General features: G+C 43.7%; 15 protein-coding genes. 9 read left to right on the forward strand and 6 right to left on the reverse strand.

Translation table 11 applies throughout. The features are described from left to right. Positions 1–5: 5 nt before the first annotated feature. From LAY57_RS13895 to mtnA, 3 genes are all read left to right on the forward strand, one after another. Positions 6–350: a hypothetical protein gene (locus LAY57_RS13895; RefSeq protein WP_249067374.1), complete on the forward strand. Its 345-nt coding sequence runs from the start codon at positions 6–8 to the stop codon at positions 348–350. A 2-nt stretch (positions 351–352) separates the two neighbouring features. Then, positions 353–529 carry a hypothetical protein gene (locus LAY57_RS13900; RefSeq protein WP_249067375.1) on the forward strand — a complete coding sequence of 59 codons (177 nt, stop codon included), beginning with the start codon at positions 353–355 and terminating at the stop codon, positions 527–529. Positions 530–939: 410 nt separating this feature from the next. After that, positions 940–2,001 carry an S-methyl-5-thioribose-1-phosphate isomerase gene (gene mtnA, locus LAY57_RS13905; RefSeq protein WP_249067376.1) on the forward strand — a complete coding sequence of 354 codons (1,062 nt, stop codon included), beginning with the start codon at positions 940–942 and terminating at the stop codon, positions 1,999–2,001. Positions 2,002–2,166: 165 nt separating this feature from the next. On the opposite strand, the gene LAY57_RS13910 is transcribed toward mtnA, so the two are convergent. Then, a complete protein-coding gene (locus tag LAY57_RS13910; protein WP_249067377.1) occupies positions 2,167–2,736 on the reverse strand; it encodes an HD domain-containing protein in 570 nt (189 codons plus the stop codon). A gap of 171 nt (positions 2,737–2,907) precedes the next feature. Here LAY57_RS13910 and LAY57_RS36240 point away from each other — a divergent pair, with 171 nt between their 5' ends. After that, the gene (locus tag LAY57_RS36240) at positions 2,908–4,887 is read left to right on the forward strand and encodes a PQQ-dependent sugar dehydrogenase (protein WP_338022410.1); all 1,980 of its coding nucleotides are present in this window, start codon (positions 2,908–2,910) and stop codon (positions 4,885–4,887) included. On the opposite strand, the gene LAY57_RS13925 is transcribed toward LAY57_RS36240, so the two are convergent. From LAY57_RS13925 to LAY57_RS13935, 3 genes are read right to left on the reverse strand one after another with little or no spacing between them, the layout of a single operon-like run. Further along, positions 4,879–5,319 (reverse strand): bis(5'-nucleosyl)-tetraphosphatase, encoded by a 441-nt coding sequence (locus LAY57_RS13925; protein WP_249067378.1) that lies wholly within the window; start codon positions 5,317–5,319, stop codon positions 4,879–4,881. The genes LAY57_RS36240 and LAY57_RS13925 overlap by 9 nt on opposite strands. A 32-nt stretch (positions 5,320–5,351) precedes the next feature. Then, a complete protein-coding gene (locus LAY57_RS13930) occupies positions 5,352–5,648 on the reverse strand; it encodes a type II toxin-antitoxin system RelE/ParE family toxin (protein WP_249067379.1) in 297 nt (98 codons plus the stop codon). Continuing rightward, a complete protein-coding gene (locus tag LAY57_RS13935) occupies positions 5,648–5,866 on the reverse strand; it encodes an addiction module protein (protein WP_249067380.1) in 219 nt (72 codons plus the stop codon). The genes LAY57_RS13930 and LAY57_RS13935 overlap by 1 nt, the downstream gene beginning before the upstream one ends. A gap of 333 nt (positions 5,867–6,199) precedes the next feature. On the opposite strand from LAY57_RS13935, the gene typA reads away from it, so the two are divergent. From typA to LAY57_RS13960, 5 genes are all read left to right on the forward strand, one after another. Beyond that, the gene (gene typA, locus LAY57_RS13940; protein WP_249067381.1) at positions 6,200–7,990 is read left to right on the forward strand and encodes a translational GTPase TypA; all 1,791 of its coding nucleotides are present in this window, start codon (positions 6,200–6,202) and stop codon (positions 7,988–7,990) included. 171 nt (positions 7,991–8,161) lie between these two features. Further along, complete coding sequence (locus LAY57_RS13945) at positions 8,162–8,392, forward strand: DUF433 domain-containing protein (protein WP_249067382.1); 231 nt, start codon at positions 8,162–8,164, stop codon at positions 8,390–8,392. A 3-nt stretch (positions 8,393–8,395) separates the two neighbouring features. After that, entirely contained in the window at positions 8,396–8,758 is a 363-nt protein-coding gene (locus LAY57_RS13950; RefSeq protein ID WP_249067383.1) for a DUF5615 family PIN-like protein, read from the forward strand. Between the two features lie 87 nt (positions 8,759–8,845). Continuing rightward, entirely contained in the window at positions 8,846–9,496 is a 651-nt protein-coding gene (locus LAY57_RS13955) for an SMI1/KNR4 family protein (RefSeq protein WP_249067384.1), read from the forward strand. Between the two features lie 266 nt (positions 9,497–9,762). Beyond that, positions 9,763–10,386, forward strand: coding sequence for a hypothetical protein (locus LAY57_RS13960; RefSeq protein ID WP_249067385.1), 624 nt, complete (start codon positions 9,763–9,765; stop codon positions 10,384–10,386). 62 nt (positions 10,387–10,448) lie between these two features. On the opposite strand, the gene LAY57_RS13965 is transcribed toward LAY57_RS13960, so the two are convergent. Then, positions 10,449–11,495, reverse strand: coding sequence for an XcyI family restriction endonuclease (locus LAY57_RS13965; RefSeq protein ID WP_249067386.1), 1,047 nt, complete (start codon positions 11,493–11,495; stop codon positions 10,449–10,451). 9 nt (positions 11,496–11,504) lie between these two features. Beyond that, complete coding sequence (locus tag LAY57_RS13970) at positions 11,505–12,989, reverse strand: site-specific DNA-methyltransferase (RefSeq protein ID WP_249067387.1); 1,485 nt, start codon at positions 12,987–12,989, stop codon at positions 11,505–11,507. Positions 12,990–13,252: the final 263 nt, after the last annotated feature.

Genomic DNA, 13,252 nt, shown 5'->3' on the forward strand with positions numbered 1-13,252 from the left:
GCTAAATGTCTATTCCGTCAGAAATCAGGAATATAATTGACCGAGTAAACCAAGACCTAAATGAAACCGAGCAAGAAGCGACGGAGGGAATAAGCCTAGTTAGACCCATTTTGTCACAGTTTCCAGAAAATGTCGCACTGACTCAGTTTTTTGCCTATTTCAGTAGTATTCTATTTTTCGTGGAGATGTGTAGAACAAGACGCTTGCCAACGATTGTTGAAAACATTTCAGATTCAGATGTAACTGATTTGCAAATAGAGCAAGCAGGCGAAGAGTTGGGAACACTACTGGGACAGGTAATAGAAGCTAAAATAGGTGTCAGAAGAATTGTGGAGCGTTTACAGAATTAGTTATGAAAGAATTACCCGACGATCGCAAAATGGATGAACTGCTTGAACTGGCTAAAGATGCTTACGAGAAAGCAAAAGTTATGTATGAAACAGCAACGGAAATAGCCGAAAAGTGGGAAAATCGGTATCAAGAGAAACAAGCAGCAAAACAGCAAACTGGGGTGAATACTGGAAATTAAAAGAGAGCCTATTTACCCAGTCCTCTGAAGAGGACTTTCGCTATTAGCCCGGAGGTTTGAACCTCCGGGCTGGCTTGTCTGCTAAATAGATAAAATTTTAACCACAGATAAAAGCAGATGAACACAGATGAACACAGATGTAAGCACAGTCTTAAGGTGGGGAATACAGATATTTTATCGAGATATTTTACATAAGGGATGCTACCAAACAAAAGATAAATCGAATTTTATTTATGTATCTGACAATAAATCTTAATCTACATCTGTGTTCATCTGTGTTTATCTGTCTTTCATCTGTGGTAAAAAAAGGTAAGTTGTTGCGCTTTAGCGCTAAAGCGCAACAACTTACCCATTACCTTTCAGATAGACTCCAAATGCGAGATAATAAACTAAGCGATTTAATTTAATCCATGACATCTACTACTTCCCAAGTTTATCCAGTTATTTGGCAAGATGACCGCGTTTTACTCATCGAGCAAAATCGCTTGCCGAACGAATATACAATGGTCGAAATTACCTGCTGCGATGATATGGCGCACGCGATTAAAACGATGATTGTACGCGGCGCACCAGCTATCGGCGTAGCAGCAGCTTACGGGATGTACTTGGGTGCAAGAGATATTCAAACCGAAAGCCGAGATGAGTTTTTGAATCAGTTGGAAAAAATTGGCGAAACTTTGGCGCAAACTCGTCCGACTGCTGTTAATTTGTTTTGGGCAATTCAGAGAATGCTGAATACTGCCCGTCAAACTTTGGGGCCGGTAGAATATCTGAAAAGCGTTTTATTAGACACGGCGAAAAATATCAACTCGGAAGATATCCAAACTTGTCAGGCAATTGGCGATAAAGGTTTGGAAGTTTTACCAGCTAATCCCGAAAAGCTGACTATTTTAACTCACTGCAATGCGGGTGCTTTGGCAACTGCTGGCTACGGTACGGCTTTGGGGGTGGTGCGTTCTGCCTGGAAATCTGGACGTTTGGAACGAGTATATGCTGATGAAACTCGTCCCCGTTTGCAAGGGGCAAAACTAACAGCTTGGGAATGCGTGCAAGAAGGTATTCCTGTTACTTTAATTACCGATAATATGGCGGCGCATTGCATGAAAAAAGGATTAATTCATGCTGTAGTTGTCGGTGCTGACAGAATTGCCGCTAATGGGGATACTGCTAATAAGATTGGTACTTACAGTTTAGCACTTGTGGCGAAAGCGCACAAGGTTCCTTTCTTTGTAGCGGCTCCTCTTTCTACAATCGATTTTTCCATATCTGACGGTAGTCAAATCCCGATCGAAGAACGCGATCCCGTTGAGATTTACAAGGTGGGAAACACAATGCTAACCGCAGAGGGAGTGGAGTTTTACAACCCCGCTTTTGATGTGACGCCTGCGGAGTTGATTGCCGCAATTATAACAGAATATGGCGCAGTCGCTCCCGCTGAGTTACAACAGTTTCAGGTGAAACAAGTAGTTTGATTAGCGATCGAAAAGAAACCGGGTTTTTTTGACTGGAAACAACAAAATTACGAATAAACCCGGTTTTTGGGATTACTTGTTAATTGCTGATTGGCGAATATGTTTTTTGGGCAGCAGGATACTTAAATTGTAGTGGCATTTCGCCATATTAGTAACCGCCAATAATTACCCATTAACCAAGTCTTCCAATTCTGAAACAACTCGCTCCAATTCGTCAATCAGAGGTGATGACCAAGCTTTGCGAAAAGCATTTACTAAGGCGCGATAATACCAAAGACTTCCTTCTCTACCTCCCTTAAATCTTTCCCAAACTGACTCTCCCAATATCCGATAATCTTTCAAGATCGATCGCGCATTATGCAGTTTATCCGATGCCGAGACTAATAGCACCGATGGGGAAGCCGTCGGGATGTGGGCAATATAAGCTTCTTTGCGCTGTCGCCAGGGGGGTTTGGGGGTGGTGTCAGAGTCTGTGCAACCATCCACAATTGCTGTGACGGTATCCCCGAAGCGGCGGCGAATTTCTGACCGTGTGGCGGCCCCGCCCTGGTCTTCTATGGCATCATGGAGTAAGGCTGCGATCGCTTCATCCTCATTAGCCCCATATTCCAAGGCTATACTGGCCACACCTAGCAAATGTGCAACGTAAGGAACTCCACTCCCCTTGCGGACTTGGTTGGCGTGCAATTGAGTGGCAAAAACGAGTGCTTCTGTAAAGCGTTCGGAAAGAATCATTGAAATTTATGTTTGGTTTTTGGTTGATATTAGCTTATTAATGAAAGAATCTTTCAACCCAACCTACTATGACTAAAAATTTTCTGGGAACTGTGCATAAAGTAGGATGTCGAAGTTTGTGTTCCAAGTGTAACATTTTCACGTGCGATCGCATAGAGGTAGAAAATCGCTATGTCAGGCCCAACTTTTGATGGCTTTTACGATTTAACTTCCAACTCTGACAATTTTCAACTAACTTCCGGATTACTAGCTGGGTTGCCAGGTGGACTGCGCGGACTTGATGGCAACGATCTTGTCAGCGGTTCATCTGCACCGGAAATGGTCAACGGCAATCAAGGAAACGATTCCTTATTTGGTGGCGAAGGAACAGATGCGCTGTTTGGAGGTAAAGGCGACGACTATCTCTACGGCAACCAAGGGAAAGATTACTTGTTTGGTGACGATGGTTCGGATATTCTTTTCGGTGGTAGCGATAGCGATTATCTGTTTGGCAACCAGGGTAACGACCAACTTTTTGGGGACAAAGGTAACGATGTTTTGCTTGGCGGGAAAGGAGAGGATCTGATCAGCGGTCTTGATGATAACGATATTCTGGTTGGCGACTTTGGCAAAGATACTTTAATTGGTGGTGGAGGCGAAGATATTTTTGTACTGCGAACCGATACTGCTGTAACTGATGCAGCTTTGGCAGATATTATTCGCGATTTTAATAAGGGTTTCGATCGCATTGGATTAACTGGCGGTTTAACTGCGGGTGACCTTTCTCTGGAACCAGGATCTCTCACTGTTGGTAGTTCGGATACGCTGATTAGAGTTAAATCTTCTGGGGCAATTTTGGGCTGGGTAGAGGGATTTTTACCGAATCAAATAGGAGGCGATCGCTTTGTGTCTGCCGATGCTTTATTAGTCGCCGAAAGCAACAATATTAACAACCTCTTGTCTGCTATTCCTTTTAACAGCAGCATTGTCAGAAACGAACCAATTTCATCCACGCCTATCAGTGTCAGCGTTAACGCATTACCAGCACCTTTCCAAACCCAAAGTGCTACAAAATTTCCTCAAGTTGTGCCTATCCCAGAAAATCCCGCGCTGCAAGTACCGCCAGGTTTTGAAGTGAATGTTTTTGCCGCCGGGTTGGAAAATCCGCGCTATTTAGCTGTCACTCCCACTGGCGATATATTGGTAGCTGAAACATCGCAAAATCGCATTCGCTTGCTGCGCGATACGAATGGCGATCGCGTCGCCGATGTTCGCACAACTTTTGCTAGTGCAGAAAATGGACTAAATCTGCCGTTTGGGATGGTTTTTGTCGGTAATTACTTATATGTTGGCAATACTAATGCCGTAGTCCGTTTTCCCTACTCTAACGGCCAATTGCAAATCGTAGGTACAGGCGAAAAAATCGCTGACTTACCCACTGGCGGACACTCAACCCGCAATCTCGCACTTTCGCCGGATGGACAGAAATTGTATGTTGCGATCGGATCTGCTTCTAACGTAAATGCAGACCCCTTACCACGCGCCTCGGTACAGGTGATGAATCTTGATGGTTCTAATCAACAAACTTTCGCTTTCGGTTTGCGAAACCCAGTTGGACTCGACTTTAATCCGACAACTGGAAAACTCTACACGGTGGTTAACGAACGCGATGGTTTAGGCGACGATTTAGTGCCAGATTATTTAACTGGTTTGAATGCTGGTGAATTCTACGGTTGGCCTTATACTTATTTAGCACCTAATTTACTCGATCCGCGCCGGACGGTTAACGGACAAAGTGAAAATCCCGATTTAGCAGTAAGTACCCGCACTCCCGACCTTTTGTTCCAGGCACATTCTGCACCTTTGGGATTGGAATTTTATAACGGTCAAACTTTCCCCCAAGAATATCGTAACGGTGCGTTTGTGGCGTTTCACGGTTCCTGGAATCGCGATCGCGGAACTGGTTACAAGGTTGTGTTTGCGCCTTTCGGTGCAGATGGTCGTCCTCTAGGTTACTATCAAGATTTCCTCAGTGGTTTTCTGAGTAACCCTTCTGTACCGACGAGTTGGGGACGACCTACGGGTTTACAAACTTTGCCGGATGGTAGTCTTCTGGTGACTGATGATGCCAATAACCGAATTTATCGAGTGCAATATGCCGCTTTAGGTTAAAGAAGCAGTTAAATATTGATTCGCATCTCTCAGAATTTGCTTGCTGGGGTCGAAGGTGATCAGTGCGATCGCAGTTTCGCGATCGGCCCAAGTATAGTTTTGAATCTCCTCTTCCTGGTAGGTAACTGTTGCTGATTGCACCAATGCTAGAAAGTAGATTACTGTTTTATCAAACGTTTGTCCATTTCGCGTAAAAGTGTAGTGTTCTGAAAACGAAACTCCCTCTACCAAAGTGTAATCAGAAATTCCCGTTTCCTCGACGAATTCGCGACAAGCAGCTTGCACAGGTGACTCACCTTCAACAGCGTGTCCCTTGGGAAATCCCCAGTGTCCCGCCTGGTGTTGAATCAGCAAAAACGAATAGGTATCGCCTTGGCGCAAAATCGGAATAATGCCAAAAGACTCATCTTTAGAAATGTTGGAATCAATCATTTGATTTAAGTAGTACTTTTCGGTAAAAATGCCTAAACGCGGTTTTGCAAGCTTTGCGGATCTCGTTTGGCGTGAAAGCAAGCTATTACAACGATAGTATCATCTTCAATTAAATAAAAAATTCCATATGGAAACTTACGAAGCAGCGCCCGGTGCGCTTGTTCGTAAACAACAGGATAAGCCAAAGGATTACTTTGAATTAAAAACAGGTAACTATCAACAGCAGTCAAAAATTCAGATCCTAATCCTTGGCTGCGTTCCTCATACCAACGATAAGCCTCTGTCAAATCAAGTTCGGCTTCAGGTTGAATTTGTAGTTTGTAGTTCATCAAAGGTTTTGAATTCTTTGCTTAACTTCATCCCAGGTTGAGCCGTTTACTGGATTCTGCCTGTAGGATCGCAAACGACTATCTAGTTCCTGTTTTTGTGCTTCTGTCAATCCTACAGCATCAGACTCAGGGGTAATAGTGTCCCATATTTCCCCGATCAGTATGAGCCTTTCTGAGATACTGAGTTGCAATATTTCGTTGAGTAATGCGGTTGTCATGGCATTTTACCCTCAAATTTGGCAAGCCTCGATGTAAGAGAAAAAATATCTATAGTTGGGGCTCCTAACACATACCCCTGTATCGTAAAAACATATAGTCGGGAGATGCCCGACGGGGCCATTAGTGGAGAAGTATAGCTCATTGTATCGTAGCTATTATACTTGACAGAAGCTGGAATTTCGACTACAAGCTCGTTATATTAAAATTACTGAGTATGGAAAAGCGATATCGCCAGGAATTATATGGCGATCGCCCTGTCATTGTTGATCGAAACAAGCTAAAATTGTAATAAATCTTCAAACAGATCCGATTTCCAACTCCCTGAGACTTCCATGACTCTTCCCATTCGCAACGTTGCCATCATTGCCCACGTAGATCACGGCAAAACCACTCTTGTTGACGCCCTGCTCAAACAATCCGGCATCTTCCGCGAAGGGGAAGAAGTTCCTGATTGTGTCATGGACTCCAACGCGATCGAGCGGGAGCGGGGCATTACCATTTTATCGAAAAACACAGCCGTTAAATACAAAGAGACGCTGATCAATATAGTTGATACCCCCGGTCACGCCGACTTTGGGGGCGAAGTCGAACGGGTATTGGGTATGGTGGATGGCTGTCTGCTAATTGTAGATGCCAACGAAGGCCCGATGCCCCAAACCCGGTTCGTGCTGAAAAAAGCCCTGGAAAAGGGATTGCGCCCCATCGTCGTAGTCAATAAAATCGATCGGCCCCAGGCAGAACCCTACAAAGCGATCGATAAAGTATTAGATCTCTTCATAGAATTGGGTGCAGATGATGCCCAGTGCGACTTTCCCCATCTATTTGCCTCCGGTTTGGCAGGCTACGCCAAAAATGAACTGGATGGCGAAAGCTCAGACATGAAGCCTCTGTTTGATGCTATTCTGCGTCACGTACCGCCACCAGTCGGCGACCCCAACAAACCATTGCAATTGCAAGTTACAACCCTAGATTATTCCGACTACTTGGGTCGGATTGTGATTGGTCGCATCCATAACGGTACGATCAGAGCAGGTCAACAAGCCGCTTTGGTAACGGAAACCGGCGCGATTGTGAAAGGCAAAATCACCAAATTGATGGGATTTGAAGGTTTGAAGCGGATTGAAATGGCAGAAGCGTCCGCTGGATACATCGTTGCAGTAGCAGGATTTGCCGATGCTAATATCGGGGAAACGATTACTTGCCCCGACGATCCGCAAGCGCTACCGCTGATTAAAGTGGATGAACCTACCTTGCAGATGACCTTCTCCGTGAACGATTCGCCGTTTGCGGGACAGGAAGGAACTTTGGTGACATCGCGGCAAGTGCGCGATCGTCTGATGCGAGAATTAGAAACCAACGTCGCCCTCCGCGTCGAAGAAACAGACTCCCCCGACAAATTCCTAGTTTCCGGTCGCGGTGAATTGCACCTGGGTATCCTGATTGAAAATATGCGCCGCGAAGGCTACGAATTCCAGGTTTCTCAACCGCAAGTTATCTACCGGGAAGTCAACGGTAAACCTTACGAACCTTTCGAGTACCTAGTGCTGGATGTTCCAGAAGATAGCGTTGGCAGCTGCATCGAACGCTTAGGACAGCGCAAAGGCGAAATGCAAGATATGCAGGTTGGTGGTAATAAGCGCACCCAACTAGACTTTGTGATTCCCGCCCGTGGTTTAATTGGTTTCCGAGGTGAAGTCATGCGGATGACTCGCGGCGAAGGGATTGTGAATCACAGTTTCCTCGAATACCGACCCCTCTGCGGAGATATTTCAGCCCGTCGCAACGGGGTGCTGATTTCCTTTGAAGAAGGAGTCTCTACCTACTACGCACTGCAAAATGCTGAAGACCGAGGCGTATTCTTTATTACCCCCGGCACGAAGGTCTACAGGGGGATGATTGTGGGAGAAAACACCCGCCCTCAAGACCTGGAACTCAACATCTGTAAGACGAAGCAGCTAACGAACCACCGCGCATCTGGCGGTGAGGAATTGGTGCAGCTGCAAGCGCCCGTGGATATGAGTTTGGAGCGTGCTTTGGAATACATCGGCCCCGATGAATTGGTGGAAGTGACGCCGAAATCAATTCGTCTGCGGAAGATGTCGAAGAAGTTGGTGAAACGCTAAAAAGCTAAAAAGTAGGGTGGGCAATGCCCACCTTATTTTTTGATAATAATGTTGATATAGCAATTGCTTTCGTCAGTTAGGACGTTCTTAATTCCTGAAACTCTTGATTCGATGCCCTTCTTTCCCTAGCCCCTAGCTATAATATCGATAACTGGGCAAAGGAGAAACCTGATGAGTTGGCAAGAGCGAATTGTTATCGACCCTGAAATTTTAGTAGGAAAACCAGTTATCAAAGGTACTCGCTTGGCGGTAGAGTTTATAATTGAGCTTCTGGCTCAGGGATGGTCGGAAGCGGATATTTTGCGGAATTATCCAGGTATGACGCAAGAAGATATTAAGGCGTGTTTGAGCTATGCCAGCAATGCTTTACAGGCTGAAAAAGTTTATCCGCTAAACGTTTAAGGTGTGAGAATTTTAGCCGATGAAAATTTTCCGACAGATGCGGTAGAAGCTCTACGGCATGAAGGCTATGATGTCCTTTGGATAAGGACGGATGCTCCTGGTAGTACCGATAGAATGATTTTGGCACGCGCCCAAGTAGAAAATCGTGTTGTTGTCACGTTTGATAAGGACTTTGGGGAACTGGCGTTTCGTTTTGGGTTACCTGCTTCTAGTGGTATTATCCTATTTCGCCTTCCACCATCTTCGTCACTGAAGATTGCTGAATTAGTAGTAGCGGTTTTAGCAAGCCGTACAGATTGGGCAGGCTACTTTACAGTGGTTGAGGCCGATCGAATACGGATGAAACCGTTACCCGATGTGTCATAAAAAACCTAAAAAATAGGGTGGGCAAATAGCTGCAATTAATAGAGAGTTTACTGTTGCTGAAATGAAGATTAAAATGGGAAGCTTGTTATGAATAAGTTCGAGGAATTGAAGAATAAGTTAACTCAGTTAGCAACAACCGATAAAAATTTTAAAAATTTTGGCTCCGAGACGCACAAATATCAACTCAATCCTTGCTTGACAGAAGCAGAAATTCAAGCTTTTGAGGTAAAAAACAAGATTGCACTTCCAGATGACTATCGAAATTTTCTATTAGAAGTTGGCAACGGTGGTGCTGGCCCTGGTTATGGTTTGCGGAAGTTAGAAGTAAAGAAGGAAATGTCAAGAGGAGAAAATGATAACTACTTCTCCCAACCATTTCTTCTCAAGAAGGCGTGGAATTACCCAGGTTTGCTCAACCCTGGTGAAGAGTTTGTCGATATCGATGAAGATAAGCTCACGCAGGGAACAATATCTGTAGCAAATTATGGTTGCGGGATATATGCCCGCTTGGTGATTACAGGAGACCAGCGAGGAACAATCTGGATAGACGATCGTGGTAATGATGGTGGTATTTATCCGTGTTCTTTGCAAATTGCGTCCTTTTATCATTCCGAAATGATTGAGGACGAAGATTTGGAGCCAGCTTTAAGAGAGCCACCTTTAAGTTTTTATGATTGGTACGATAACTGGTTGAATAGCAGTCAAATCCTTAGTTTACAGGGGCTTGCAGGCGAATGAGGTACTCCGGCGTTGCATAGCAGAATGTGGGTTAACTTAAGACCGAAACTTTTATTCCGCAATGCGTTCGCCCCTACAATCTGTACTTCACTCAGTTGCAAAGCGCTGTAAGCTGCAAAAATTAGCAGGAAAATTCAATTACTTTATTTTATCAATTTAAAAAGAAAGAATATTTGTTTTTATCGATTGAGATTTATTAAACTGAAGTCATCAGAATCTGCCTTCAAGGCGACTAACTTGGATGACATTACGATGAGGAGAAAGTTATGAAGTTTTTCAGGGTTGTGCTTGTCGCTTTAGTGCTTTTGTTGAATTTGGCCATTGCACAGCCATCTTGGGCGAGCAAAGATTTCACCAAGGGTGCTGACTATGCTGAAGTGACTCAGGCACTCAATCAACTCTTGCAGGCAAAGGATGCACCCGACCAAGCAGGTTATACCCCCGAACAATATCAGCAGCGACTGGCAGAATTACAGTCTCAAAAGTACATTATAGAGACTGCTTCCAAGCGGGCCCAGTGTCGCAATCAAACCGGACAAACGCTGGCAGTCTATGCCAACAAAGCTGGTAAATCTCCTACCCAACTCTATTTTCTCGGAGCCGGTAAGGTTACGGATGATGATTGGGACTGCGATGGAATTTTCTTGCCTGCGGGGACTCAAGCTACTTTAGGGCCGACTGCACAAGCTCAAGAATTAGCTGAACCGATCGCCATTAAAGTCGTAGACGGCACCCAGCTAATCGCCAAAACCAATGCCGCTACGGGTGGAATCGAGTTGAATGTTCCGCCTGCCAATGTGTTTAAAGCAGGTGAGACAATTTGGTCAATTCCCACTTTGTCCCAGGTAGACATCAACGCACAACCTCTCAGTAAACAAATCCTCGACTAATTTCGGCATCGGTAACAGGTTGTTGAGAATTTCAATAGCCTGTTATCGATTTCCCGAACAACTCATGCTCCTATAATAGAAAATACTTCTTGCACAAACTGGTTATATTGTATTGAGTTTTCACTCAGAATTTCTGTTAAGTTAAAGTAGCTAGAGATTGTTGAATCGTTCTGAATACGAGTATGTACCTGAGTAGTAAGACAACTTGCCACGAGGATGGTTTGGACTTCGGGGTTCCTGCGTAAAGCTTCCTCAAAAGATTTTTTTGCCGCACCATAACGTTCAAGTGCCCCAGCAGGATCTGCACCTCCTTTAACCTCAATTACACCTGCTGTTGTACCCTGATTACCAATCAGTGAAATATCTGGCTCGCTGGAAAAAAGTATTGAGGTGTAATTAACCAACATGATACCCCGATAACGCTCAATATTTCCTAGCTGTTCCTCAAGTTTCTCTGAGTTGTATAACTCAATCCCCGTACCTACACGCGGTATCAAAGCGGCAATAAGATTGCGTTCTTTAGCCTCTTTAACAACAAGACGCTGAACAACTTTTTCTGCTTCCTCCCCAATAGCATTACGCCATGAACCGTCAATCTGCGCCCCTGTTGATGCTAGTAATATCCCGTACAATTCGTCTTCTGTAATACTTTCTATAGAGCTATCAATGATGAGCGAGATGTGTTCGTTAAAAAGTCGGCTAAGTTTGAGGGCTTGGTCTTCCGTTAGAGAATAACGATTGTCTTCATCAATCTCAACTTTCTTGACATCTACACTTACTAAATACTTAACTGCTTTTTGAGAAAGCGCTGCAATATTTCGATAATAAGCGATTATTATAGGATGTTCTCGAATTAATCTAGGGTGACAAAACGCTTGAATAAGTTCCAAGTTGTCATGTTCGCGGATGTAGGTAAACGCATCCTCTCCAATGCCCCAGTTTGCCCAACCATCCCAACTGTATAGATGCTTGACGGGTAATAGTGCATCAATCTTACTACGGAAAGATAAAGTTTTGTATTCTTTGAGTTTGCGATAAAAGAAGGTTGAACGCAGCCGATAGTTTATCCGATTTGCCTCAGCCAAAAGCGCAGCTTCATCTAATGCCATAATACTTGCTTATTTTTCCCATACATATACACATTTACGAAGTTCCGATCGACCGTGATTTCCCATTTGCTGACTGCTATTACCCTTACCACGTCCCAATGTCCAAATGTATCGAGTTGTCAATCCAAAAGACTCGGCTATATCGGATAAAATCAGGTCTACAGGTATTTCTTCTCCAGCATAGCGAACATTGTCGTTGACCATTGCGACAATCCCGCCGGGTTTGAGTATTCTAGCTAATTCATAGGTGACAAAGCACATTTCATAAAAATAATTATGCACCATTCTTGCCACTTTTGCGTTATTTAATTTGCCTTGTTTTTTATATGTTTCAAGAATTGTTATTACTTCTTGTAATACCTCGTGTTGTTGGAAGATAGAATCCACTTTAAGAAACTCCGGTTGGCGTCCTAAACTTTTATAATACTGCTCTAACTGAGGGCGCTTATCTCGATTTTCTACAGTACATGATAGCATTGTTTGACGTAGATGCTTTATTTCTTCTTCACGGCAACCTAAAAATACTAGCTCAAGCGCATAGGTGCGAGTGTAGTCGTATCGGTTCGCATAAGGTGGGGATGTCAGGACAAAATCAATACTGTTTTCTTGTAAAGTAGGAAGAATTTCAAGACAAGAGCCTTGGTATAACTTGGGGTTTACTGTAAATTGGGATGGTAGACTATCGGCAAATAAATCCAGTTGTATTGAGCTAGCATCTAAATCGGATACTATCTGGTTTAGTTTTTGATGTATCGCATCAGAAAATGTTAAAATTTCTCTTTTTTCAAATGGAATTTTTCCCAGAGAACGACCCGATCGACTATCCCAACGCAAATACTGTCCGTCTTTTCTGGTATAGCTAATATCCTCAAGGATACAAAAAGCTGCATAGAGAAGTAGGTTACGAATATCGTCATTCATGACAAACTTATGGCAATAGGAAATATAACCAACCAGTAGTTCTTCTTCTACTACTGAGAAGGCTCCACGGGTAATGGGAATATGTTGGAGTGCATGAGATGGATGGTAGTATTCGGCAAAGTTTATTTGTTTAATTTCAGCAATTACTTTATTAAAGAGATTAATATCAATTTTTTGAGCTATAAGTCGAGCTTTTGTCGCAAATATTCCCACTTGCAAAAGTTCAATTCCTATTGTTTCCCAGCCTAACCCACTAGCAGCAAATAAAGACGCTCCAACTCCTGAAAACGGATCGAGCAAAATACCTGGCTGGGGTTTTAAGGTTTGCAGTAGATAGGTAACTAACCGTTCGGAAAAACCTTCTTTATACTTAAACCAGGCAGAAAAGGGAGCTTGTTTATTTGCCTGAAAACTAACTAGGGTTCTGCTCAATGAAGGATTATGAATAATTTTTGATTTAAACTTATCGTAAAGAGCCGTTCTGCTAAGCGAAGTAGGTATGATTTGCACAGAGTTGATATTTGTGCGATCGCTCTCATTTGTAAGCTCGATCGTTTGGGGCGTTTTTTTCATAAAGAATGGCATACTTGAAGGCTTAATAATTGTACTGCGATCGCGCACTTTATATACGTGCGGGAGGCAGAGCCTCCTAGACCTCGTTCAGAGGTTCAACCTGGGAACGAGAAGAAAGATGAGCTGTACAGCCCTTTTCAGGTGAGTGAGGTACAGAGAAACCCGGTGAGAGCAGAAGTTACCGAGTTTCTGAGGTGTACTTCATGCAACTGAATACCGCTATAAATTTGATAACATTAATTTATTAATATAACAAGAAAGAA

It is taken from the genome of Argonema antarcticum A004/B2, assembly GCF_023333585.1.
GTDB classification, from domain to species: domain Bacteria; phylum Cyanobacteriota; class Cyanobacteriia; order Cyanobacteriales; family Aerosakkonemataceae; genus Argonema; species Argonema antarcticum.

Excerpts from the sequence above, each read along its gene's own strand:
- LAY57_RS13895 (WP_249067374.1), top strand. The coding sequence starts at position 6 with ATGTCTATTCCGTCAGAAATCAGGAATATAATTGACCGAGTAAACCAA.
- LAY57_RS13900 (WP_249067375.1), top strand. The coding sequence starts at position 353 with ATGAAAGAATTACCCGACGATCGCAAAATGGATGAACTGCTTGAACTG.
- mtnA (WP_249067376.1), top strand. The coding sequence starts at position 940 with ATGACATCTACTACTTCCCAAGTTTATCCAGTTATTTGGCAAGATGAC.
- LAY57_RS13910 (WP_249067377.1), bottom strand. The coding sequence starts at position 2,736 with ATGATTCTTTCCGAACGCTTTACAGAAGCACTCGTTTTTGCCACTCAA.
- LAY57_RS36240 (WP_338022410.1), top strand. The coding sequence starts at position 2,908 with ATGTCAGGCCCAACTTTTGATGGCTTTTACGATTTAACTTCCAACTCT.
- LAY57_RS13925 (WP_249067378.1), bottom strand. The coding sequence starts at position 5,319 with ATGATTGATTCCAACATTTCTAAAGATGAGTCTTTTGGCATTATTCCG.
- LAY57_RS13930 (WP_249067379.1), bottom strand. The coding sequence starts at position 5,648 with ATGAACTACAAACTACAAATTCAACCTGAAGCCGAACTTGATTTGACA.
- LAY57_RS13935 (WP_249067380.1), bottom strand. The coding sequence starts at position 5,866 with ATGACAACCGCATTACTCAACGAAATATTGCAACTCAGTATCTCAGAA.
- typA (WP_249067381.1), top strand. The coding sequence starts at position 6,200 with ATGACTCTTCCCATTCGCAACGTTGCCATCATTGCCCACGTAGATCAC.
- LAY57_RS13945 (WP_249067382.1), top strand. The coding sequence starts at position 8,162 with ATGAGTTGGCAAGAGCGAATTGTTATCGACCCTGAAATTTTAGTAGGA.
- LAY57_RS13955 (WP_249067384.1), top strand. The coding sequence starts at position 8,846 with ATGAATAAGTTCGAGGAATTGAAGAATAAGTTAACTCAGTTAGCAACA.
- LAY57_RS13960 (WP_249067385.1), top strand. The coding sequence starts at position 9,763 with ATGAAGTTTTTCAGGGTTGTGCTTGTCGCTTTAGTGCTTTTGTTGAAT.
- LAY57_RS13965 (WP_249067386.1), bottom strand. The coding sequence starts at position 11,495 with ATGGCATTAGATGAAGCTGCGCTTTTGGCTGAGGCAAATCGGATAAAC.
- LAY57_RS13970 (WP_249067387.1), bottom strand. The coding sequence starts at position 12,989 with ATGAAAAAAACGCCCCAAACGATCGAGCTTACAAATGAGAGCGATCGC.